Raw genomic sequence first — 20,233 nt, forward strand, 5'->3', positions numbered from 1 at the left:
GCCCGCGGCGGCTCCGGTCAGTCCAGCAGCCGGGCCAGATAGCGACCATATTCGTTCTTGCCGAACCTCTCGGCCTGGGCGCGCAGCTGGGCGGGAGTGATCCAGCCCTTATCATAGGCGATCTCGTCGGGGGACCCCGCCTGCATGCCCTGGCGCTGTTCCAGGGTGCGGACCAGATTGCCGGCATCCAGCAGGCTTGCATGGGTGCCGGTGTCCAGCCAGGCATAGCCGCGCCCCATCCGCTGCACGTTCAGCCGTCCCTCGCGCAGGTAGGTTTCCAGCAGGGTCGTGATCTCCAGTTCGCCGCGGTCCGACGGCTGCACCGACCGGGCCCGCGCCGGCGCGCTGCCATCGAGGAAATAGAGGCCGGTCACCGCGTAGCTGGACGGCGGCACCGCGGGCTTCTCGATGATCTGGATGGCGCGGCCGTCGCTGTCGAACGCCACCACCCCGTATCGTTCGGGATCCGCCACGTGATAGCCGAACACCGTCGCCTCGTCGCGGCGATCCGCGTCGGCCAGAAGCTCGGTCAGGCCGTGGCCGAAGAAGATGTTGTCGCCCAGCACCATCGCCGAGGGCGCACCCGCCAGGAACTCCTCGGCCAGCAGATAGGCCTGGGCCAGGCCTTCCGGCCGGGGCTGGACGATCCAGGTCAGCTGCAGCCCCCACTGGCCGCCATCGCCCAGCAGCCGCTGGAACTGCGCCTGGTCGTCCGGCGTGGTGATGATCGCGATCTCGCGCAGGCCGGCCAGCATCAGCACCGACAAGGGATAATAGATCATCGGCTTGTCGTACACGGGCAGCAGCTGCTTCGAGACGCCCATGGTGATCGGATAAAGCCGCGTACCGGACCCGCCGGCCAGAATGATGCCCTTGCGCCGGGTCATGCGGTTTCCTTCAGTTCCCTGAGCACCCCGGACAGACCGGTCCGCCAATCCGGACGCACGATGCCGAAATCACGCACGATCCGGCTGCAATCCAGCCGCGAATTCAGCGGCCGAGGTGCAGGGGTGGGATATTCGATCGTGGGAATCTCAATCACCCGGCAGTCCAGCCCCGCCCGGGCGAAGATCTCGCGCGCGAACCCGGCCCAGCTGACGTCGGGGGCGCCGGCGAAGTGACACAGCCCGCCCTTGTCGCGGTCGGCCAGCATTGCCTGCGCCATCGTCAGCAGCGCAGCGGCAATGTCGGCGGCGGGGGTCGGGCCGCCGATCTGGTCGGCGACGATGGTCAGCGCCTCGCGTTCGGCGCCCAGCCGCAGCATGGTCTTCACGAAATTGCTGCCATGCGCCGAGAACACCCATGAGGTGCGCAGCACCGCCCATTGCCCGCCCGCCGCGGCAACTTCCCGTTCGCCCCCCAGCTTGGTTGCGCCATACACTCCCAGAGGCCCGGTCGCATCCTCCTCGGACCACGGTCGCGTGCCGGATCCGTCGAAGACATAATCGGTCGAGATGTGCAGAAAGGGGATCCCCAGCGCGGCACAGGCCGCGGCCATCGCCCCCGGTGCCTCGGCGTTGACGGTCCGCGCGGCGTCCGCCTCCGACTCGGCCTTGTCCACCGCCGTCCAGGCCGTCGCGTTGATCACCGCGGCGGGCCCCGCCTGCACGATCACGTCGAATGCGCGGCCCGGATCGGCCATGTCGACCTCGTCGCGTCCGACGAAGCGCGCATCCGGCCGCAGGCGCGCCAGTTCCCTGCCGACCTGCCCGGTCCTGCCAAAGATCAGCAGCCCGTCCATGTGCGTCCCCTTCGTATCGCGCATCGATCCACTCGCGTGCCGTTCACCCTGTGCCCAGACGCTTGCCAACCCCGTCACGGGCCAGCAGCGGCTGCCACCAGTCCGGGTTGGCGAGATACCATTCGACTGTCCGCCGCAGCCCCTGTTCGAGCGTGACCGAGGGTCGCCAGCCCAGTTCGGTCCGGATCCGGGTCGGGTCGATGGCATAGCGGCGGTCGTGTCCCGGCCGATCGGTGACAAAGGTGATCAGCCGCTCATGCGGGGCTTTCGCGGGGCGCAGATCGTCCAGATGCAAGCAGATGCTGCGCACGAGGTCGATGTTCCGGACCTCGTTCTCGCCACCGATGTTGTAGCTGCGCCCGACCCGGCACTGTTCCAGGCACAGCAGCAGCGCGTCGGCATGGTCCTCGACATACAGCCAGTCCCGCACGTTGCCGCCGTCGCCATAAACCGGGACCGGCCGGCCATGCAGTGCGTTCAGGATCGCCACCGGAACCAGCTTTTCCGGGAAATGGAACGGCCCGTAATTGTTGGAGCAGTTGGTCAGCACCACCGGCAGGCCATAGGTTTCGTGCCACGCCCGCACCAGATGGTCGCTGGCCGCCTTCGACGCGGAGTAGGGGCTGCGGGGGTCATAGGCCGTGTCCTCGGTGAACCGGCCGGTCTCGCCCAGGCTGCCGAACACCTCGTCCGTCGAGATGTGATGAAAGCGGAAACCGTCGGGGCGGCCTCGGCAAATCCAGTGGGCGCGTGCGGCCTCAAGCAGGTTGTAGGTACCGGTGACGTTGTTTTCGACAAACGCGCCCGGACCGTCGATCGACCGGTCCACATGGCTTTCCGCGGCGAGATGCATGACCGCGTCCGGCTGGTGCCTGGCAAACACGCGGTCCAGCGCCGCGCGATCCCGGATGTCAGCATGTTCGAACGCGTAAAGCGGGCTGTCCGCGACCGATGCCACGTTGGCGAGGTTGGCCGCATAGGTCAGAGCGTCGAGATTCACGACCGCGTGGCCCCGCGCGATGGCCAGCCGCACCACGGCCGAGCCGATGAACCCGGCGCCGCCCGTCACCAGGATCTTCATGCCTGCACCTCGAATGGCGACGTCCAGTCCGCAAAGGCAGGAGCCGCGCGGTCCTTGTCGGACAGGATCGGATCGGTGATGCCCCAGTCAATGTCGACACTGTCCCAGCGTACCGCGCCATCGCTCTCGCGGTCGTAATAGGCGCTGCACTTGTAGATGATCTCAGTGTCATCCTCGTGCGTGACGAAGCCGTGCAGGAACCCGGCCGGGATCCAGAGCTGGCGCCCGTTCTCGTAGCTCAGTTCGACGCCCATGGCCTTGCCGAACGTCGGACTGCCGCGCCGTGCGTCCACCGCGACGTCGAACAGGCGACCCCGGCCGCAGCGTACCAGCTTGCCCTGCGCGTGCGGGGGGGCCTGGTAGTGAAGGCCGCGCAGCGTGCCGGCCCGCGCCGACAGCGAATGATTGTCCTGAACGAAGTCGGGCAGGTGCACCCCTGCGTTTTCCAGCGTCCGTCGGTTCCAGCTTTCCGCAAAGAACCCCCGCCCATCGCCGTGGCGCTCGGGGGTAAGGATCAGCAGGTCCGGCGAGGCGGTCCGTTCGATCTGCATGCGTCGCTCCGCTCGGTGCCGCCCTTCATGCCACCAAACAAGTGCGGGGAAAAGACCTGCGGCTTTGCAACGACTTCCCGGTGTCGTTAAGCCCAACGGGGCGGATTGTTGGAGAGACTGGATGCGGATCGTCGGGGGCAGGCTGCGCGGCCTGAAGCTGGCCGAGGTCGGTGCGGGCGATTCGGCATCGCATCTGCGTCCGACGACGGACCGGGTCCGCGAGGCGGTCTTCAACCTGATCCAGAACAGCGGCCGCCACAGGCTGGAAGGGGCAAGGGTGCTGGACCTGTTCGCGGGAACGGGCGCGCTGGGGCTGGAGGCGCTGTCCAGAGGCGCGACGCGCGTCGCCTTCGTGGACGACGGGGCGACGGCGCGCGCCCTGCTGCGGGCGAATGTCGAGAAGGCGCGGGCGATGGGCGTCACCGACATCTGGAGGCGGGATGCAACCAGCCTTGGTGCGAACCGCGGCGCTGCCTACGATCTGCTGTTTCTCGATCCACCCTATGGCCAACGGCTGGGCGAAGCGGCGCTTGCCTCGGCGCGGGACGGGGGCTGGATCGCCCCGGGCGCCCTGATCGTGTGGGAGGAGGACACCCCGCCGGTCGAACCGGCCGGGCTGACCCGCATCGACCAGCGCCGCTATGGCACAACCCTGATCACCCTGCTGCGTGCGGCCTGAGACGGACCGGCGGCGAGGACGGGCAGGGTCGCACTGGCGGCCGCAGGTTCAGCCGGTTTCAGGCGGCGACCGCGTCGTCTTCCAGCGGTTCGCTGTCGTCCGGGGCGATCATCTCGGCCACGATCTTGGCCAGCGTCACCACGCCGAGATGACGCCCAGTGTCGTCGACCACGTTCGCGCGGTTGATGTCGGCATTGGTCAGGGCGCGCGCGGCTTCGTCCAGCGTTGCCGTGCGGGGCAGGGCGACCGGGGTGTCGACCGGCGCGCCGCGGCGCATGATCGTGCCCACGTGGATCACCTTGCCGCGGCTCACTTCGCGGACGAAGTCGGCGATGTAGCCGTCCCTGGGCCGCAGGACGATGCTTTCGCCGGTGCCCTGCTGGATCAACTGGCCGTCGCGCAGGATCGCGACCTTGTCGCCCAGCCGCAGCGCCTCGTCCAGATCGTGGGTGATGAACACGATTGTCTTGTGCAGTTCCTGCTGCAGATCCAGCAGGATCCCCTGCATCTCCATCCGGATCAGCGGGTCCAGTGCCGAGAAGGCCTCGTCCATCAGCAGGATCTCGGCGTCGTTGGCCAGCGCCCGCGCCAGCCCGACGCGCTGCTGCATCCCCCCGGACAGCTGGTTGGGATAGCGGTCCTCAAAACCGTCCAGGCCGACCCGGCTGATCCAGTGGCGGGCGATCTCGTTGCGCCGCGCCTCGGCTACGCCGCGGATGCCCAGCCCGTAGCCGACGTTCTGCATCACCGTGCGGTGCGGCATCAGGGCAAATTTCTGGAACACCATTGCGGTCTTGCTGCGGCGGAACTCCAGCAACTGCGCCTGCGACATCCGCGCGATGTCCTGGCCTTCGTACAGGATTTCGCCCGCAGTGGGATCGATCAGCCGGTTGATGTGGCGGATCAGCGTCGACTTGCCCGAGCCCGACAGCCCCATCACGACCGTGATGCGCCCGGACGGGATGGTCAGGTTGATGTCATTGAGGCCCAGCACATGGCCGTGCGCCGCGTTCAGCTCATCCTTGCCGAGGCCGTTGCGGACCGCATCGACATGCGCGGCGGCGTTCGGGCCGAAGATCTTGTAGAGGTTGCGGATCTCGATGTCGCTGCCTTCACCTCGGCTCTGCAGACGGGATTCAACCATGAATGGCCTCCGTGTGTTTCTGCAGCCGCTTGCCGTACGCCTGCGTGGCCCTGTCGAAGATGATCGCGATGGCAACGATGGCCAGGCCGTTCATCACGCCCAGGGTGAAATACTGGTTGTTGATCGCCTGCAGGACCGGTTGCCCCAGCCCGCGCACCCCGATCATCGAGGCCACGACGACCATCGCCAGGCTCATCATGATGGTCTGGTTCACGCCCGCCATGATCGTCGGCAGGGCCAGCGGCATCTGCACGTCGGTCAGCTTCTGCCAGTTGGACGCGCCGAAGCTGTCGGCCGCTTCCAGCAGATCGGGGCGCACCTGGCGGATCCCCAGATCGGTCAGGCGGATCATCGGCGGAATGGCATAGATCACCACCGCGATCACGCCGGGCACCTTGCCCAGACCGAAGATCATCACGACCGGGATCAGATAGACGAAGGACGGCATGGTCTGCATCAGGTCCAGCACCGGCGTGACCACCGCGCGCAGCCGATCCGATCGCGCCATCAGCACGCCAACCGGGATGCCCACGGCAATCGCGACCAGGGTACACACCGCCACCATTGCGATGGTGCGCATCGTATCCTCCCACATGCCGAAATAGCCGATCGCTAGGAGGGCCAGCGCGGTGCCGAGGGTGATCTTGAACCGCCGTCCGATCAGGTGGACCAGGCCGGCGAGGACCGCCAGCACCAGGATCCAGGGGCTGGTGATCAGCAGGTTCTCGATGAAGACCAGCAGATCCTTGAGAGGCTCGAAGATCGCCTCGAGCGTGGGCCCGTATTCACGGGTGAATTCGCGAAATCCGCCGTCGATCGCCTGCCGCATGCTGCGCAGGTCGCCGCGGCTCATTTCCGGAAACTGGACGAAGTCCATGGAAACCGACCTTTCGGTTGGTGAGGGAACGGGAGAGCGATGGGCGTTCGCCGGGGGCAGGTTCAGGCCCCCGGCGCGCAGTCAGAACGCCTTACAGCGCGGCCTTGACCTTTTCGGCGACCTCGGCCGGGACCCACTTGGTCCAGATCTCCTCCTGCGTTTCCAGGAAGTGATAGGCGCCGTCCTCGTTGCTGGCCTGGTTGTCCGACATCCAGGACAGCATCGTGTTCACCGTGTCGTTCGACCAGGACCGGGCGTTGACATAGTCCAGGGCGACGCCCGCCTTGTCGGCGAACTGCGCGGTGACGGCGGTGAACACGTCCGACCGCGGCCATTCGGACAGGGTCGGCTCGGCACAGTCATCCGTGACGATGCAGCTGTGCCACATCTCGGGGTCGTGCTCGACGCCGAGGTCAAGCTTGACCATGTCGTACTTGCCCAGAATGGCGGTCGGCGCCCAGTAATAGCCCAGCCAGCCCTCGCCGCGCTCGAACGCGCGGGCGATGGAGCCGTCCAGCCCGGCCGCCGAACCCGGGTCGATCAGCTCGAACCCCTTTTCCTCGCCATTGACGGCGCGGAACTGGTTGCGGGTGATCAGCTGGCAGGCCCAGCCCGACGGGCATCCGAAGAAACCGCCCTTGCTGTCGTCCTCGGCCCCCGGGAAGAGTTCGGGCCGCGCCAGCGCCTGTTCCAGCGTGGTGATCCCTTCCTTTTCGGACAGCTCCCTGGGGATCCAGAAGCCTTCGATGCCGCCGTCGGTCAGGATCTCGGAGGTCAGTTTCAGCCGCCCCTCTTCGACGGCCTTCTCCAGCGGCTCGCGCACGGCGTTCAGCCACAGCTCGGGCGCCATGTCGGGTTCGGCCTTCTCGTTCATCGAGGTGAAGGTCGGCATGGTGTCACCGGCGACGAGCGAGACGGTGCAGTCATACCCTTCTTCCAGGATCACCTTGTCGACCCAGGCGGCCAGGCCGGCCGACGCCCAGTTCATCTCGGCAACCGAAACCGTGCCGCACTCTTCCTGAGCCGCAGCATAGGTGGTGGACGACAGGACTGCGGTGCAGGCGGCCGCGACGAATTTCATGTTGAGCTTGCTCAAAACACGTCCTTTCTGTGACTGCCGATCAGCGGCATCACATGGGGTTGTTGATTGATTTTCAGGATCTCTCACCTGACGGGTGCGAGAGATTATACCGAAACGACTCGAGAATTGAACCCCTTGACGCGGATAGCGTCGAAACCGGCTCAATCCTAGTACAGCCATCTGGATGAACGCCGCTCATCACAGATGGGCGCGATCCGGCTGATGGCGCCGCTCAGGCGGTCCGTAGGCGGGTGATTCGTCTCTGCCGTGCCGGGCCCCGAATCGACCCGCGGCCCGGACTGGCGCGGGTCATTTCGGGCGGAACGCCCGGATCCGTGCTTCGTCGGTTTCGATCCGCGCCGCCCCGATCAGGTCCAGGCAGAAGGGAACGGCCGCGAAGACCGCATTCATGCAGGTGGCGATCGCCGCCGGCTTGCCCGGAATGGTGATCATCAGGCATGATCCGCGGATGCCGGCGGTCTGGCGCGACAGGATCGCGGTCGGCACCTCGGCCAGGCTGGCCCGGCGCATTTCCTCGCCGAACCCGGGCAGTTCCTTTTCCATGACGTCGGCCAGTGCCTCGGGGGTCTGGTCGCGCGGGGCAGGGCCGGTCCCGCCGGTGATCAGGATCAGGTCGGCGCCGTCGCCGTCGACCAGCTGGCGCAGCGTGGTCGCGACCCCCTCGCGCCCGTCGGGGACGATATGGCGGGCGATCTCCATCGGAGAGGTGATGGTGGCGCGCAGCCAGTCCTCGGCGGCGGGGCCGCCCTTGTCCTCGTACTCGCCGCGACTGGCGCGGTCGGATACCGTGACGATCGCGATGCGGGCAGTGGTGCGTTGGGTCATGCCGCGGGCCTTTCGGTTTGGCGCCATTCTGATGGATGCGCGATCCGATGAAAATAGCCGCGCCGGCCGGCCCTGACACCGCCCGCCGCAGACCAGCGTGGACGCCCGCGCTCAGCCGACCCGGCTGTTGCGGGCGGCCAGCAGCTTGAGGCGCAGCGCGTTGAGCCGGATGAAGCCCGCCGCGTCCTTCTGGTCATAGGCGCCGGCGTCATCCTCGAACGTCACATGGGCTTCCGAATACAGGCTGTGATCGGACCAGCGGCCGACGCAATGCGCCGAGCCCTTGTACAGTTTCAATCGGACGGTCCCGGTCACATGCTCCTGCGACTTGTCGATCAGCGCTTGCAGCATCTCGCGTTCGGGGCTGAACCAGAAGCCGTTGTAGATCAGCTCGGCATAGCGCGGCATCAGGCTGTCCTTCAGGTGGCCGCTGCCACTGTCGAGCGTGATCTGCTCGATGCCGCGATGCGCTTCCAGCAGGATGGTGCCGCCGGGCGTCTCGTAGATGCCGCGCGACTTCATGCCCACGAACCGGTTCTCGACGAAGTCCAGGCGGCCGATGCCGTGCTTGCGGCCATGCTCGTTGAGCTTCGTCAGGATCGTTGCGGGCGACATCGCACGGCCGTTGATGGCAACGGCGTCGCCGCGCTCGAACGTCACCTCGATGTATTCGGGGGTGTCGGGGGCATCTTCCGGCCGCACCGTGCGGGCGTAGACATAGTCCGGCGCCTCCTCGGCGGGGTTCTCCAGCGCCTTGCCCTCGGACGAGGTGTGAAGCAGGTTCGCGTCGACGCTGAACGGCGCCTCGCCGCGCTTGTCCTTGGCGATGGGGATCTGGTTCTGCTCGGCGAACTCGATCAGTCTCGTCCGGCTGGTCAGGTCCCATTCCCGCCACGGCGCGATCACGCGAATATGCGGGTCCAGCGCATAGGCAGACAGCTCGAACCGGACCTGGTCATTGCCCTTTCCGGTGGCGCCATGCGCCACCGCGTCGGCCCCGTGCTGGTGGGCCAGTTCGACCAGGCGCTTGGCGATCAGCGGGCGTGCGATCGAGGTGCCCAGCAGGTACAGCCCTTCGTAGACCGCGTTCGCACGGAACATCGGGAACACGTAGTCGCGGACGAATTCCTCGCGCAGGTCCTCGATATGGATGTCGGCGGGGGCGATCCCCAGCAGTTCGGCCTTCTGCCGGGCCGGCTCCAGTTCCTCTCCCTGGCCCAGGTCGGCGGTGAAGGTGATCACCTCGCAGCCGTATTCCGTCTGCAGCCATTTCAGGATGATCGAGGTGTCCAGCCCGCCGGAATAGGCAAGCACGACTTTCTTCGGCGCGGCTGCGGTCATGTTCAGTGCCCCTGGTCGGTGAAGTTGCCCGCGAATATGGCGAAACGCCGCCGCTCACAAGACCGGTGCCGGCGGCGTCGAAAACGCGGGACCCGATGCGGGCCGAGACTTGCCAACCCGGCGCAATCGCGCCAAGGCGGCGGCATGAGCGATTTCATCGATGCCGTCGCCCGCGCCGAAACGGCGCTGCGGGCGTTGTTCGACCCGACCCCCCTGCAGCGCAACGACCATCTGTCGGCGCGCTACGGGGCCGATATCTGGCTGAAGCGCGAGGATCTGACGCCGGTGCGCAGCTACAAGCTGCGCGGTGCCTTCAACGCCATGCGGCTGGCGGGCGCGGGCGGACCCGAGGGACAGGGCCACTTCGTCTGTGCAAGCGCCGGCAACCACGCCCAGGGCGTGGCCTTTGCCTGCCGCCATTTCGGGGCACGCGGCACCATCTTCATGCCGGTCACCACACCCCAGCAGAAGATCGGCAAGACCCGGGTCTTTGGCGGCGACGCCGTCCGCATCGTCCTGACCGGCGACTATTTCGACCAGACCCTGCGCGCCGCGCAGGAGTTTGCGGCGGACGAGGGCGCGATCTTCCTGGCACCGTTCGACGACGCCCGCGTGATCGAGGGGCAGGCAACCGTCGCGCAGGAAATCTCGGCGCAGATCGAGGCTGCGCAAATGGACGGTCCGCCCGATCTGGTGGTGTTGCCGGTCGGCGGCGGCGGTCTGGCCGCGGGGATGACCCGCTGGATGGGCGAGGTGATGCCCAATACCCGCTTTGCCTTTGCCGAACCGGCTGGCGGCGCCAGCCTGCGCACCGCGCTGCTGGCCGGCGCGCCGGTGAAGCTGCCGCGGGTGGACAGCTTTGTCGACGGCGCGGCGGTGGCCCGGATTGGCGACCTGCCGTTCCAGGCGCTGGCCCGGTTCTCGGCCGATCAGGTCTATCTGGCGCCCGAGGACCGGATCAGTGCAACCATGCTCGACATGCTCAATGTCGAAGGCATCGTGCTCGAACCCGCCGGGGCGCTGGCGATCGACGTCCTGGCCGACCTGTCGGCGCAGGGTGCGTTGCAGGGGCGCCGGATCATCTGCGTCTGTTCGGGCGGAAATTTCGATTTCGAACGCCTGCCCGAGGTCAAGGAACGCGCCCAGCGGTTCCGGGGCGTCAAGCGGTACTACATCTTGCGGCTGCCCCAGCGGCCGGGCGCGCTACGCGACTTCCTGTCCCTGCTGGGACCCGATGACGACATCGCGCGTTTCGAATATCTGAAGAAGTCGGCCCGCAATTTCGGGTCGGTCCTGATCGGGATCGAAACCTCCGATCCGGCGAACCTCACCGCCTTGTCGGCCCGCCTGGTGGAGGAGGGGTTCGACTGGCGCGACATCACCGGCGACGACCTGCTGTCGGAATTCCTGATCTGACCGCCTGGTCCCCGCGGGCACCTGGCGATGCGGTCAGTGCGACCGGCCGTTAACGCTGTTGTCAGAATCGGCGTCATCATTAACGGCAGCTTCATTGCCGGCCTGCTACCCGGCTGGGATGAGGCAGGTGAATCGATCCAGGCAGATGCGCGGGGGGCTTGTCGCGCCGGCGCCTCGACCGGCGCCGGGCCGGGTGATCCTGCTGGTGGACCGGAACCGGGACGATCGGCGGCGGGTCTGCCTGCAGCTGAAGGCGGCGGGGTACCGGGTCAAGCAAGCCAGCACCGCCGCGCAGGCGCTGGCGCTCTGCCGGGAAAGCCGGCCCCACATCCTCGTGACGGACTGGGACGTGCGCGGAATGACGGGCCCGGAGCTTTGCCAGACGTTTCGCGATCTTCCCGGTGCCGGCTATGGCTATGCCATCATGCTCGCCGCGCAGGGCGACGCGGCGGATGCGGTGCGCGCCCTGTCGGCGGGCGCGGATGATTTCCTGACCAAGCCCGCGAACGAGGCAGAGCTGCTGGCCCGCATCGCGGTGGGCGAGCGGGTGCTGGACATGCAGGAACGGCTGGTCGCCGCCAACCTCAAGCTTCAGTGCACGCTGGACGAGCTGCACAAGGCCCAGGAGGAAATCGAATCCGATCTGCGGGAGGCCCGCAAAATCCAGCAGGGACTGGTGCGCGAACGGCAGGCGCAGATCGGCGCCTTCGAGCTGTCACTGCTGATGCGTCCGGCCGGCCATCTGGGCGGGGATCTGGTCGGCTTTCGCCGGGCGGGCCCGGGGCGGTTCGCGGCCTATGCGATCGACGTGTCGGGCAGTGGCGTGACGGCCGCGCTGCTGACCGCGCGCCTTGCCGCGTATCTGTCGGGCGCCGACGCCGAAATCGCGGGCCAAGGCATCCTGCCCGGTCCGCGTCAGGTCGTCGAAGGGCTCAACCGCCTGATGATCGCCGAGGTGCAGACCGACGCCTACCTGACCATGGTCTATGTCGATATCGACGCGGACTCGGGTCTGATCCGGCTGGTCCAGGCCGGCCATCCCTATCCGATGCTTCAGCGCGCTGATGGCCAGGTCACGCCGGTCGGATTCGGCGGGATGCCGGTGGGGGTGTTTCCCGACACCAAGTTCGAGGAGGTCGAGTTGCAGCTTGAACCGGGTGACCGGCTGTTCATCGCCTCGGACGGGATCACCGAGGCGGTCAGCCTGCACGGCGAGCAGCTGGGGGACGAGGGGCTGATCGCCGCGATGCGCACCAATGCGCCGCTGCGCGGCCCGATCTTCCTGGAGTCGCTCTGCTGGTCGATCTCCGAATATACGGGTGGCGCCTCTGCCGACGACATGTCGGCGGTGCTGCTGGAGTTCGGACCCGAAAGCCCCGCCGTCGGCTGAAGCCCGCGCCGTTCGGACCGGCATCCGGCGGCGAGGCCCGCCGGAGGGCGCCGGACTGCATGAGGGCCGCCGGCAGGCAGCCCCCGGGGCTGGGCCTCAGATCAGCAGCACCTGGGTACCGATGTTGGCGAAGCCGAACAGTTCCTGGATATGTTCGTTGTAGAGGCCGATGCATCCGTTCGATGACTTGCGGCCGATCTTGCGCGTGTCGTGTGTCCCGTGGATGCGGTAATACTGCCAGCTCAGCCACAGCGCGTGGGTGCCCAGCGGATTGTCCGGTCCGGGTGGCACAAAATCCGGCCAGTCGGGGTTGCGCTTCTTCATGTCCGGGGTCGGCGACCACGACGGGCCTTCGACCTTCTTGATGACCTCTGTCCGGCCGCGCCGCGTCAGGTCCTCGCTGACGGGGATCGAGGTCGGATACAGGCGGAAGGTCATCCCGTCCTCGGACCAGTAGCTGAGCGCGCGCGAGGTCATGTCGACGAGGATCGCGCCGTTCGTCAGGTCCGAGAAATAGGGTCGCCAGTCCTGCATGCGGAAGCTGGAGATATTGCGGCGGCTGTCCTGCGAGTCGTACTGCACGACGCCGGCATCCGGCGTGGCCCCGGCACCCGGGGTGCCCTGCAGCGGCTGGCCGGTATAGGGATCGATCGCCTGGGCCAGGGCGGGGGCCGCCAGGGCCGTGGCACCCAGCGCCGCGCCTGCGGTGAGAAAGCGTCGGCGGTTGAGGGCAGAACGGGGTGGCTTGATCATCTGACTCTCCTCATGGTGCGGCCATTCTGGACGTGGCCTTCGCGGAATCCGGCTCCGATCCGGAAATATGCCCGCGCGCGGCGATCCGACAATTCAATCTCGCGTCATGTTCGCGGAATGGCCGCAGAAAATGCAAAGCTGACGCATGCATGCCACGCCCTGGGGACGCCGCACCCCCTCACGCATTCTTGGCTTTGCGCCCCGGACGTTGCCCCGCTATCTGCTGGCGAAAATACATGGGGGACCGATCGATGACCAAGCACCTGTTCCTGGCCGCCGCCGCTGTGCTGGCGCTTGCTGCCTGCCAACCCGTGCAGCAGCAGCCGCAGCTTGGGCCGGACGGCAATCCGATCCCCGTCGCGTACCGGATCACGCCCCGCGATCAGGTCGAGATCCCGAACCGGATCCTGACCGAGATCAACCTGCTGCGCGCCCAGTCGGGCCTGAGCCCGGTCGTGCTCAGCCCGGCTCTGGCGGCCGCATCGACGGCCCACGCGCGCGACATGGCGGCGCAGAACAGGGCGTGGCATTTCGGGTCGGACGGTTCCTCGCCGCTGGATCGCGCGGCCCGGTTCGGCTATACGGGGCGCCTGATCGGCGAGAACATCTCCGAAACCTACGAGAACGAGATCGCGACGCTGTCCGCGTGGATGCAGACCCGCGATACCCGTGACGTGATCATGGATCCGTCCGCGCTGGAAATCGGGATCGGCTGGCTGCAGGAACCCAGCAACAAGATCTGGTGGGTGCTGAACGTGGGCGGCTGAGCCGCCGGTCCGGGCCTGCGACCGAACCTTCGGCGTCAGTCGGGCACCAGCATGTACCCGGTTCCGCGCACGGTCTGCAGGTAGCGGGGCTCGCGCGGGTCGGGTTCCAGCTTGCGTCGCAGGCGGGTCATCTGCACGTCGATCGCGCGTTCGGAATTCTCGCCGCCGCTGTCGGGATCGCGACCGAGATCCTCGATCAGTTCGGCGCGGCTGACCGGTTCGCGTGGCGTATCGGCCAGCCGCCGCAGCAACGACTGCTCGCTGCCCGTCAACCGGACCGGCGTGTCGCCATGCATCAGTTCGCCCTTTGCCGCGTCATAGCGCAGCTTGCCGAGGGTCAGGAACTTTGGCAGGCGGATCTCGGCTGCAGGCACCCGGCGCAGGATCGCACCGATGCGCAGCAGCAGTTCGCGCGGCTCGAACGGCTTGGTCAGATAGTCGTCCGCGCCCCGTTCCAGCCCTTCGATCCGGTCCTCGATCTCGCCCCGCGCGGTCAGCAGAAGGATGGGCGTCTGCAGATTGCGCCGCAACGACCGGGTCAGGGCGAAGCCGTCCTCGCCCGGCATCATCACGTCGATCACCAGCAGGTCGAACTCCAGCCCCGCCAGCAACCGGCGGGCCTGCGCGGCGTCGGCTGCGGTGCTGACCAGATAGCCGTTCCGCATCAGGAAGCGCCGCAGCAGCGTGCGGATGCGTTCGTCGTCGTCCACGACCAGGACATGGGCGTCCGGGGTCTGCGACGGGGCGGGCGCGTCGGGGACCGGGTGACCGGTGCGGGTCGGCTCGGTCATCCCCGCTCCTCCGGCAGGTCGCGCAGGGTCTGGAACTGGCGCAGCGTGTCGCGGTCCATCATTGCCTCGAGCACTTGCCGGAACCCGGCCACGGCCTGCGGCCCGGCAGTGCGGTAGGCGGCCCGCATCCGGGCCCGCTGACTTTCCGACAGCTGCCGCTCCAGCGCAGCGCCCTTGGCGGTCAGCTGCAGCTCCCGCTCGCGGCGATCCCGGCTCCCGACGCGGCTGTCCACCAGCCCGTCCTCGATCAGGGTGCGCAGGACCCGGTTCAGCGACTGCTTGGTAACCCCCAGCACGTCCAGCAACGCCGTCACCGTCAGACCCGGATCGCGATGGATGAAGTGCAGCGCCCGATGATGGGCACGGCCATAGCCGATCTCATCCAGGATCAGGTCGGCGTCCGAGGTGAAGGCGCGATACGCGAAGTACATCGCCTCAATGCCGCGGCGCAGTTGCTCGTCAGTCAGGAACAGCAGGCTTTCGCCGCCCGGCGGCACGGCACTGCCCTGTGTCCTCAACGCCATCCGACCCGGCATCTGCATCCAACCCTCCCGTTCCGTCTGTCCGATCAATAGGACAGGCTTGTTGACTTTCCAAGAATCAATCGCTACCGCTCGCCACGCAAACGCAACTTTCTGTGCTGTTGCGGCAGCACGGCGAAACAATACGAAAACCGAGAGGACTGGGCATGGCCGGAAGCTATGAGGATCGCGACGGCAAGATCTGGATGGATGGCGAACTGGTCGACTGGCGCGACGCCAAGGTGCATGTCCTGACCCACGCGCTCCACTACGCCAGCGCGGTGTTCGAGGGCGAGCGCTGCTACAACGGCAAGATCTTCAAGGGCCACGCCCACTCCGAGCGGCTGATCAAGTCGGGCGAGCTCTTGGACATGGAGATCCCCTACACCGCCGACGAACTGGACGCGGCGAAGCGTCAGGTCCTGGACGCCAACGGGTTCACCGACGCCTATATCCGGGCGCTGGCGTTCCGCGGCGCCGGTCCCGACATGGGGGTTGCGGCCAGCAACAACCCGGTGCGGGTGGCCATCTGCACCTGGGAATGGGGCAGCTATTACGGCGACGCCAAGTGGCAGGGCGCCAAGCTGGACATCGCCAAGTGGAAGCGGCCCAGCCCCGAAACGATCCCCTCGGCCGCCAAGGCGGCGGGGCTGTACATGATCTGCACCATGTCCAAGCACGCGGCCGAGAAGAAGGGCTGTTCGGACGCGCTGTTCATGGATTACCGCGGCTATGTGGCCGAGGCGACCGGCGCGAACGTGTTCTTCGTCAAGGACGGCGAGGTGCACACCCCGTTGGCCGACGTGTTCCTGAACGGGATCACCCGGCAGACGGTGATCGGCCTGCTGCGGGATCAGGGCGTCCGCGTGCACGAACGCCACATCCTGCCCGAGGAAGTCGCCGAGTTCCAGGAATGCTTCCTGACCGGATCGGCCGCCGAGGTGACGCCCGTCGCCCAGATCGGCGAGGACTGGCATTTCCAGGTGGGCCAGACCACCCGCAAGATCGCCCAGGATTACGAGGCGCTGGTGCGCGCCTGACGCCGGGTCGGCTGGCGGACGGAATGTCGTGCGCCAGCCGACGGCGGCACGTTGTCTTTCCATGGCGGCGCATTATCTGAGGGGACATGGCCGATCTGACCGTGTCCGTCCTGCCCGGCATCGAGGGCGTTTCCGCATCCGACTGGGACGGCTGCGGCGATGGCCCCGATCCCTTCACCTCGCATCGGTTCCTGCTGGCACTGGAACGGTCCGGATCGGTGGGCAAGCGGACCGGTTGGCTTCCCAGCCATCTGGTCGCCCGGCTGGGCGGCGTCGTGGTGGGGGTCGCGCCCGCCTATCTGAAGACTCACAGCCAGGGCGAATACATCTTCGATCACGCCTGGGCCGACGCCTACATGCGCGCGGGGGGGCAGTATTACCCCAAGCTGCAGTCGGCAGTGCCGTTCACCCCCGCGACCGGTCCGCGGCTGCTGGCCCGCGAACCCGCGATCCGTTCCGCCCTGCTGCAGGCGATGCAGCGCCTGACCGAGCAGGCGGGGCTGTCCTCGGCCCATGTGACCTTCTGCACCGCGGCCGAGCGGCGGCTGGGCGAGGCCGCCGGTTGGCTGGGCCGGACTACCACGCAGTACCACTGGGAAAATCGCGGCTATGGCAGCTTCGAGGACTTCCTCGGCGATCTCAGCAGCCGAAAGCGCAAGGCGATCCGCAAGGAGCGCGAGCGGGCCCAAGGCTTCGGCGGCACGATCCGCCGCCTGACCGGCGACGACATCCGCCCCGCTCACTGGGACGCATTCTGGACGTTCTATCAGGACACCGGCAGTCGCAAATGGGGCCGCCCCTACCTGACCCGCGCGTTTTTCGACCAGTTGCACGAAACCATGCGTGACGACGTGCTGCTGGTGCTCGCCGAGCGCGACGGGAAGCCGGTCGCAGGGGCGCTGAACCTGATCGGCCGCGACACCCTGTTCGGTCGATACTGGGGGTGTATCGAGGATCACCCGTTCCTGCATTTCGAACTCTGCTACTATCAGGCGATCGACTGGGCGATCGGACGCGGGCTTGCCCGCGTCGAGGCCGGCGCGCAGGGCGAGCACAAGCTGGCCCGCGGCTACATGCCGAGCGAGATCCACTCGCTGCACTGGGTCGGCGATCCGGGGTTCCGCGCCGCTCTGGCCGATTACCTGGCCGACGAGGGCGCGGTGGTCGGCGACGACATGGCCGAAACCGCGGCCTTCGGACCGTTCCGGCGGAAGCAGGCGGGGTCTGAGGCGTCGGGGCCGGACGGGTTCTGACGCAGGTCGATGCCTGGAATGCCGTCCCTCAGCACGAGTACCTGATGGGCGTGCCCGACACGGTAGGGGACTGAAGCCTCGCGGTCCGGCCCGGCCTGATCAGATGCGGTCGCCTTCCAGCAGTGACGAGATCTGCTTCACCTTGGCATCCACCAGTTCCGGGTCCCCGCGGCTTTCGACGTTCAGCCGCACGACCGGTTCGGTGTTGGATCGGCGCAGATTGAATCGCCAGTCCGGGTATTCCAAGCTGATCCCGTCGGTGTCGTCCCGCGCAATCGCGCCGGTCTGCAGGGTGTCCAGAACGCGGGCGACCGCGGCGCCTGGATCGGCCAGGCGGAAATTGATCTCTCCCGACGACGGAAAGGCGGTCATCCGGTCGCTGACCAGATCGGCAAGGCTGGTCCGTCGCCTCGACAGAAGCTCGACGATCTTCAGCCACGGGATCATGCCGCTGTCGGCAAAGGCGAAGTCGCGGAAATAGTGATGGGCGGACATCTCACCGCCATAGATCGCGCCGCTGTCGCGCATTACCTGCTTGACGAAGGCGTGGCCGGTGCGGCTTTGCACCGCCCGGCCGCCGGCCCGGGCGATCACGTCGCGGGTGTTCAGTACGACCCGCGGATCGTGGACGATTCGCTCGCCCGGGTGCTGCGCCAGGAATGCCGCTGCAAGCAGGCCGACGATGTATTCCCCCGGGATGAAACGCCCGGTCGCATCGAACAGGAAGCAGCGATCGAAATCCCCGTCCCAGGCGACGCCCAGATCCGCGCCGTGGGCGCGGACCGCCACGGCGGTCATGGGCTGGTTCTCGGGCAGCAACGGGTTCGGGATGCCGTGCGGGAAGCTCGGGTCCGGATCGTGGTTGATGCGGATGAACCGCAGGGCTGCCCCGCGCCGCGCCAGTTCCGCGGCGATGGCATCGAAGGCCGGCCCCGCAACGCCGTTGCCGGCGTTCACCAGCACCGACAATGGCTGCAGGGCAGGGGCGTCGACAAAGTCGCAGACCGCCGCCGCGTAGACCGCGCGCAGGTCGGCCCGGTTCGTGACCGTTCCGGTGCGCGTCACCCGGGGGAACGCGCCAGATCGTGCCAGGTCGGCGAGGGCGGGAAGTTCGGTGGCGGGGTCGAGAGGGGCGGCGCCGGCGCCCACCAGCTTCATGCCGTTGTAGTCGGCGGGGTTGTGCGACGCGGTAACCTCGATTCCCCCGTCCGCACCGGTGTGGGCGGTGGCAAAATACATCTCCTCGGTCCCGGCAAGCCCGAGGTCCAGCACGTCCGCCCCTCCCTCGTTCAGACCGCGGATCAGCGCGGCGGTCAGACCGGGCGAGCTTTCGCGGCCATCCCGCCCCACGACCACCCGCGGGTGCGTGCCGGAGGAGGGGCGCGCTGCAAAGGCGCGGCCGACCCGCCACGCCACGTCGTCGTCCAGTTCCGTCCCGAGCCTGCCGCGCAGGTCATAGGCCTTGAAGCAGGTGATGTCGCGCGCGGTCATGGCGGAGGCTCCGGAGAGGGTCGGTCGGGTCAGATCGGGGTCACGACACGTTGCGCAAACAGCCGTTCGACATCAACCGCGTGGCACAGCTCGGTGGCCGGAGTCAGGCAGGTGGCCGATGCGGCGGCCGCCCCCAGCGCGAGCGCGTCCGGTGCATCCCAGCCGCGCGCCATGGCCAGCGCGAACCCGCCCACGAAGCTGTCACCGGCGCCGACCTTGCTGACCACGGTCACCGGCGCCGCCTCGGCGTGCCAGCTTCCGTCCGCGGTGGCGATGATGTTGCCGTCCGCGCCGCGCGCGATGATGACCGCCTCGGCCGCCCCCGACGCGGCGAGCGCCCGCGCAAAGCCGGCGGTGTCCGCCCGCATCGACAGGGAACTGCCGAACAGAGCCTCGGCCTCGGCCGCGTCCATTCGCAGCACGGTCACCGGCGCCCCGCGCGCCGTCGCCACGGCGGCCAGTGCCGCCCCCGAGGTATCGACGACCAGCCGCAGGCTGCGCTCGCGCAGATGATCCGCCAGCAGCGAGGCAAACTCGGCCGGCACACCGGGCGGATTCGAGCCTGAGAGCACGACGAGTCCGCGATCCGGCACCGCCCCAGCAATGGTCTGCAACGCCGCCGCCACCTCGTGATCGGTCCAGTCCGGCCCGGGCAGGACAAAGCGGTACTGGCCCCCGGTTTCCCGGTCCGTGACCGACAGCGACTGCCGGGTGTCACCCGGCGTGTCCATCCGCACCAGGTCCAGGCCGGTCTCGCGGATCAGCGACTCGTTCCGGGCGCCGGTCGGCCCGCCGAGAGCCACGAAGGCCGTGGACCGCCCGCCCATCCGGTCGATCGCCCGGCTGACATTGATCCCGCCGCCGCCCGGATCGACCAGCGGCGCATCGCAGCGCAGCTTCAGTTCCGGGACGACGCGGGCGGCGGATGTCGCCAGGTCCAGTGCCGGGTTCAGCGTGACGGTCAGGATCGGATCCTGGGTCTGGGGACCGGTCGCGCGCAGCTGTCCGGCGCCGGGCTGGTCCGGGGCGGACGCACCCGCGCCCGCTGTTGTCATTCCCACCACCTGTCGATCCGTGCCACGTCCTCGTCGGACCAGCCGAAATGGTGGGCCAGCTCGTGCACCACCACATGCCTGACCAGCTCGCCCAGCGTGACGTTGCCGCGTTCCGCCCACTCGTCCAGGATGGCGCGGCGGAACAGCCAGATCGTGTCGGGGAAGTGCTGCGGTTCGCTGGGCGCCTTGGCGGTCAGGGGTATCCCGTCGTAAAGGCCGGTCAGGTCCATCGCGTCGTCGATTTCCAGCTCGTCGAGAACCTCGTCGTCGGCCAGCTCGTCGACCTTCAGGATGATATCCTGTGCGTGACCCGCGAACTCGACCGGCAGCCCGGCGATCACCTCGCGCGCCATCGCCTCGATCTCGGCGGAGTCGGGCGCTGCCCGCTCTGTCCAGTCGGTCATCCCCGGTCTCC

At 67.8% G+C, this 20,233-nt stretch carries 21 protein-coding genes; 6 read left to right on the top strand and 15 right to left on the bottom strand.

All coding sequences use genetic code 11. The features are described 5' to 3' along the window. Positions 1-17: 17 nt before the first annotated feature. The 4 genes from rfbA to rfbC are packed head-to-tail and all read right to left on the bottom strand — an operon-like array spanning position 18 to position 3,373. A complete protein-coding gene (gene rfbA, locus Q0938_RS08805) occupies positions 18-887 on the bottom strand; it encodes a glucose-1-phosphate thymidylyltransferase RfbA (protein ID WP_299361051.1) in 870 nt (289 codons plus the stop codon). Next, positions 884-1,765, bottom strand: a complete 882-nt coding sequence (gene rfbD / locus Q0938_RS08810; RefSeq protein ID WP_299361054.1) for a dTDP-4-dehydrorhamnose reductase — start codon at positions 1,763-1,765, stop codon at positions 884-886. The genes rfbA and rfbD overlap by 4 nt, the downstream gene beginning before the upstream one ends. 19 nt (positions 1,766-1,784) lie before the next feature. Further along, positions 1,785-2,822, bottom strand: coding sequence for a dTDP-glucose 4,6-dehydratase (rfbB, locus tag Q0938_RS08815; RefSeq protein WP_299361057.1), 1,038 nt, complete (start codon positions 2,820-2,822; stop codon positions 1,785-1,787). Beyond that, positions 2,819-3,373 carry a dTDP-4-dehydrorhamnose 3,5-epimerase gene (gene rfbC, locus Q0938_RS08820; RefSeq protein WP_299361060.1) on the bottom strand — a complete coding sequence of 185 codons (555 nt, stop codon included), beginning with the start codon at positions 3,371-3,373 and terminating at the stop codon, positions 2,819-2,821. Before rfbC ends, rfbB begins: the two co-directional genes overlap by 4 nt. Positions 3,374-3,494: 121 nt before the next feature. Between rfbC and rsmD the strand changes: the two genes are divergently transcribed. Then, a complete protein-coding gene (gene rsmD, locus Q0938_RS08825; protein WP_299361062.1) occupies positions 3,495-4,052 on the top strand; it encodes a 16S rRNA (guanine(966)-N(2))-methyltransferase RsmD in 558 nt (185 codons plus the stop codon). A gap of 58 nt (positions 4,053-4,110) precedes the next feature. On the opposite strand, the gene Q0938_RS08830 is transcribed toward rsmD, so the two are convergent. The 5 genes from Q0938_RS08830 to Q0938_RS08850 all read right to left on the bottom strand — a co-directional run bounded on the left by Q0938_RS08830 (position 4,111) and on the right by Q0938_RS08850 (position 9,341). Continuing rightward, positions 4,111-5,196, bottom strand: a complete 1,086-nt coding sequence (locus Q0938_RS08830; protein ID WP_299361064.1) for a glycine betaine/L-proline ABC transporter ATP-binding protein — start codon at positions 5,194-5,196, stop codon at positions 4,111-4,113. Further along, positions 5,189-6,073, bottom strand: a complete 885-nt coding sequence (locus tag Q0938_RS08835) for a proline/glycine betaine ABC transporter permease (protein ID WP_299361067.1) — start codon at positions 6,071-6,073, stop codon at positions 5,189-5,191. The genes Q0938_RS08830 and Q0938_RS08835 overlap by 8 nt, the downstream gene beginning before the upstream one ends. A gap of 91 nt (positions 6,074-6,164) precedes the next feature. Next, a complete protein-coding gene (locus Q0938_RS08840) occupies positions 6,165-7,154 on the bottom strand; it encodes a glycine betaine ABC transporter substrate-binding protein (RefSeq protein ID WP_299361179.1) in 990 nt (329 codons plus the stop codon). A 309-nt stretch (positions 7,155-7,463) separates the two neighbouring features. Next, positions 7,464-8,000 carry a molybdopterin adenylyltransferase gene (gene mog / locus Q0938_RS08845; RefSeq protein ID WP_299361069.1) on the bottom strand — a complete coding sequence of 179 codons (537 nt, stop codon included), beginning with the start codon at positions 7,998-8,000 and terminating at the stop codon, positions 7,464-7,466. A gap of 111 nt (positions 8,001-8,111) precedes the next feature. Continuing rightward, the gene (locus Q0938_RS08850; protein WP_299361072.1) at positions 8,112-9,341 is read right to left on the bottom strand and encodes an argininosuccinate synthase; all 1,230 of its coding nucleotides are present in this window, start codon (positions 9,339-9,341) and stop codon (positions 8,112-8,114) included. 144 nt (positions 9,342-9,485) lie between these two features. Here Q0938_RS08850 and ilvA point away from each other — a divergent pair, with 144 nt between their 5' ends. After that, positions 9,486-10,757 (top strand): threonine ammonia-lyase IlvA, encoded by a 1,272-nt coding sequence (gene ilvA, locus Q0938_RS08855; RefSeq protein ID WP_299361074.1) that lies wholly within the window; start codon positions 9,486-9,488, stop codon positions 10,755-10,757. Between the two features lie 145 nt (positions 10,758-10,902). Further along, positions 10,903-12,147: a SpoIIE family protein phosphatase gene (locus tag Q0938_RS08860; protein ID WP_299361076.1), complete on the top strand. Its 1,245-nt coding sequence runs from the start codon at positions 10,903-10,905 to the stop codon at positions 12,145-12,147. A gap of 96 nt (positions 12,148-12,243) precedes the next feature. Here the strand turns inward: Q0938_RS08860 and Q0938_RS08865 are convergent, their stop codons facing one another. Then, positions 12,244-12,900: a L,D-transpeptidase gene (locus Q0938_RS08865; protein WP_299361079.1), complete on the bottom strand. Its 657-nt coding sequence runs from the start codon at positions 12,898-12,900 to the stop codon at positions 12,244-12,246. A 251-nt stretch (positions 12,901-13,151) separates the two neighbouring features. Here Q0938_RS08865 and Q0938_RS08870 point away from each other — a divergent pair, with 251 nt between their 5' ends. Next, positions 13,152-13,667, top strand: a complete 516-nt coding sequence (locus tag Q0938_RS08870; RefSeq protein WP_299361082.1) for a CAP domain-containing protein — start codon at positions 13,152-13,154, stop codon at positions 13,665-13,667. 35 nt (positions 13,668-13,702) lie between these two features. On the opposite strand, the gene Q0938_RS08875 is transcribed toward Q0938_RS08870, so the two are convergent. Both Q0938_RS08875 and Q0938_RS08880 read right to left on the bottom strand, forming a co-directional pair. After that, on the bottom strand, positions 13,703-14,458 hold the full coding sequence (locus Q0938_RS08875; RefSeq protein WP_299361085.1) for a response regulator: 756 nt from the start codon (positions 14,456-14,458) through the stop codon (positions 13,703-13,705). Next, positions 14,455-14,994, bottom strand: a complete 540-nt coding sequence (locus Q0938_RS08880) for a MarR family transcriptional regulator (protein WP_299361181.1) — start codon at positions 14,992-14,994, stop codon at positions 14,455-14,457. The genes Q0938_RS08875 and Q0938_RS08880 overlap by 4 nt, the downstream gene beginning before the upstream one ends. Positions 14,995-15,146: 152 nt before the next feature. Between Q0938_RS08880 and Q0938_RS08885 the strand changes: the two genes are divergently transcribed. After that, positions 15,147-16,019, top strand: coding sequence for a branched-chain amino acid aminotransferase (locus tag Q0938_RS08885; RefSeq protein ID WP_299361088.1), 873 nt, complete (start codon positions 15,147-15,149; stop codon positions 16,017-16,019). A gap of 86 nt (positions 16,020-16,105) precedes the next feature. After that, the gene (locus tag Q0938_RS08890) at positions 16,106-17,272 is read left to right on the top strand and encodes a GNAT family N-acetyltransferase (protein ID WP_299361091.1); all 1,167 of its coding nucleotides are present in this window, start codon (positions 16,106-16,108) and stop codon (positions 17,270-17,272) included. A gap of 99 nt (positions 17,273-17,371) precedes the next feature. Here the strand turns inward: Q0938_RS08890 and Q0938_RS08895 are convergent, their stop codons facing one another. Genes Q0938_RS08895 through Q0938_RS08905 form a run of 3 tightly spaced genes read right to left on the bottom strand, consistent with a single transcriptional unit; the run spans position 17,372 to position 20,222 of the window. Further along, complete coding sequence (locus Q0938_RS08895) at positions 17,372-18,763, bottom strand: phosphomannomutase (protein ID WP_299361093.1); 1,392 nt, start codon at positions 18,761-18,763, stop codon at positions 17,372-17,374. Positions 18,764-18,792: 29 nt separating this feature from the next. Next, positions 18,793-19,818, bottom strand: a complete 1,026-nt coding sequence (locus Q0938_RS08900; RefSeq protein ID WP_299361094.1) for a hexose kinase — start codon at positions 19,816-19,818, stop codon at positions 18,793-18,795. Next, positions 19,815-20,222 carry a metallopeptidase family protein gene (locus Q0938_RS08905; RefSeq protein ID WP_299361099.1) on the bottom strand — a complete coding sequence of 136 codons (408 nt, stop codon included), beginning with the start codon at positions 20,220-20,222 and terminating at the stop codon, positions 19,815-19,817. The genes Q0938_RS08900 and Q0938_RS08905 overlap by 4 nt, the downstream gene beginning before the upstream one ends. Positions 20,223-20,233 lie beyond the last annotated feature (11 nt).

It is taken from the genome of uncultured Paracoccus sp. (genome assembly GCF_947496875.1).
GTDB lineage: Bacteria > Pseudomonadota > Alphaproteobacteria > Rhodobacterales > Rhodobacteraceae > Paracoccus.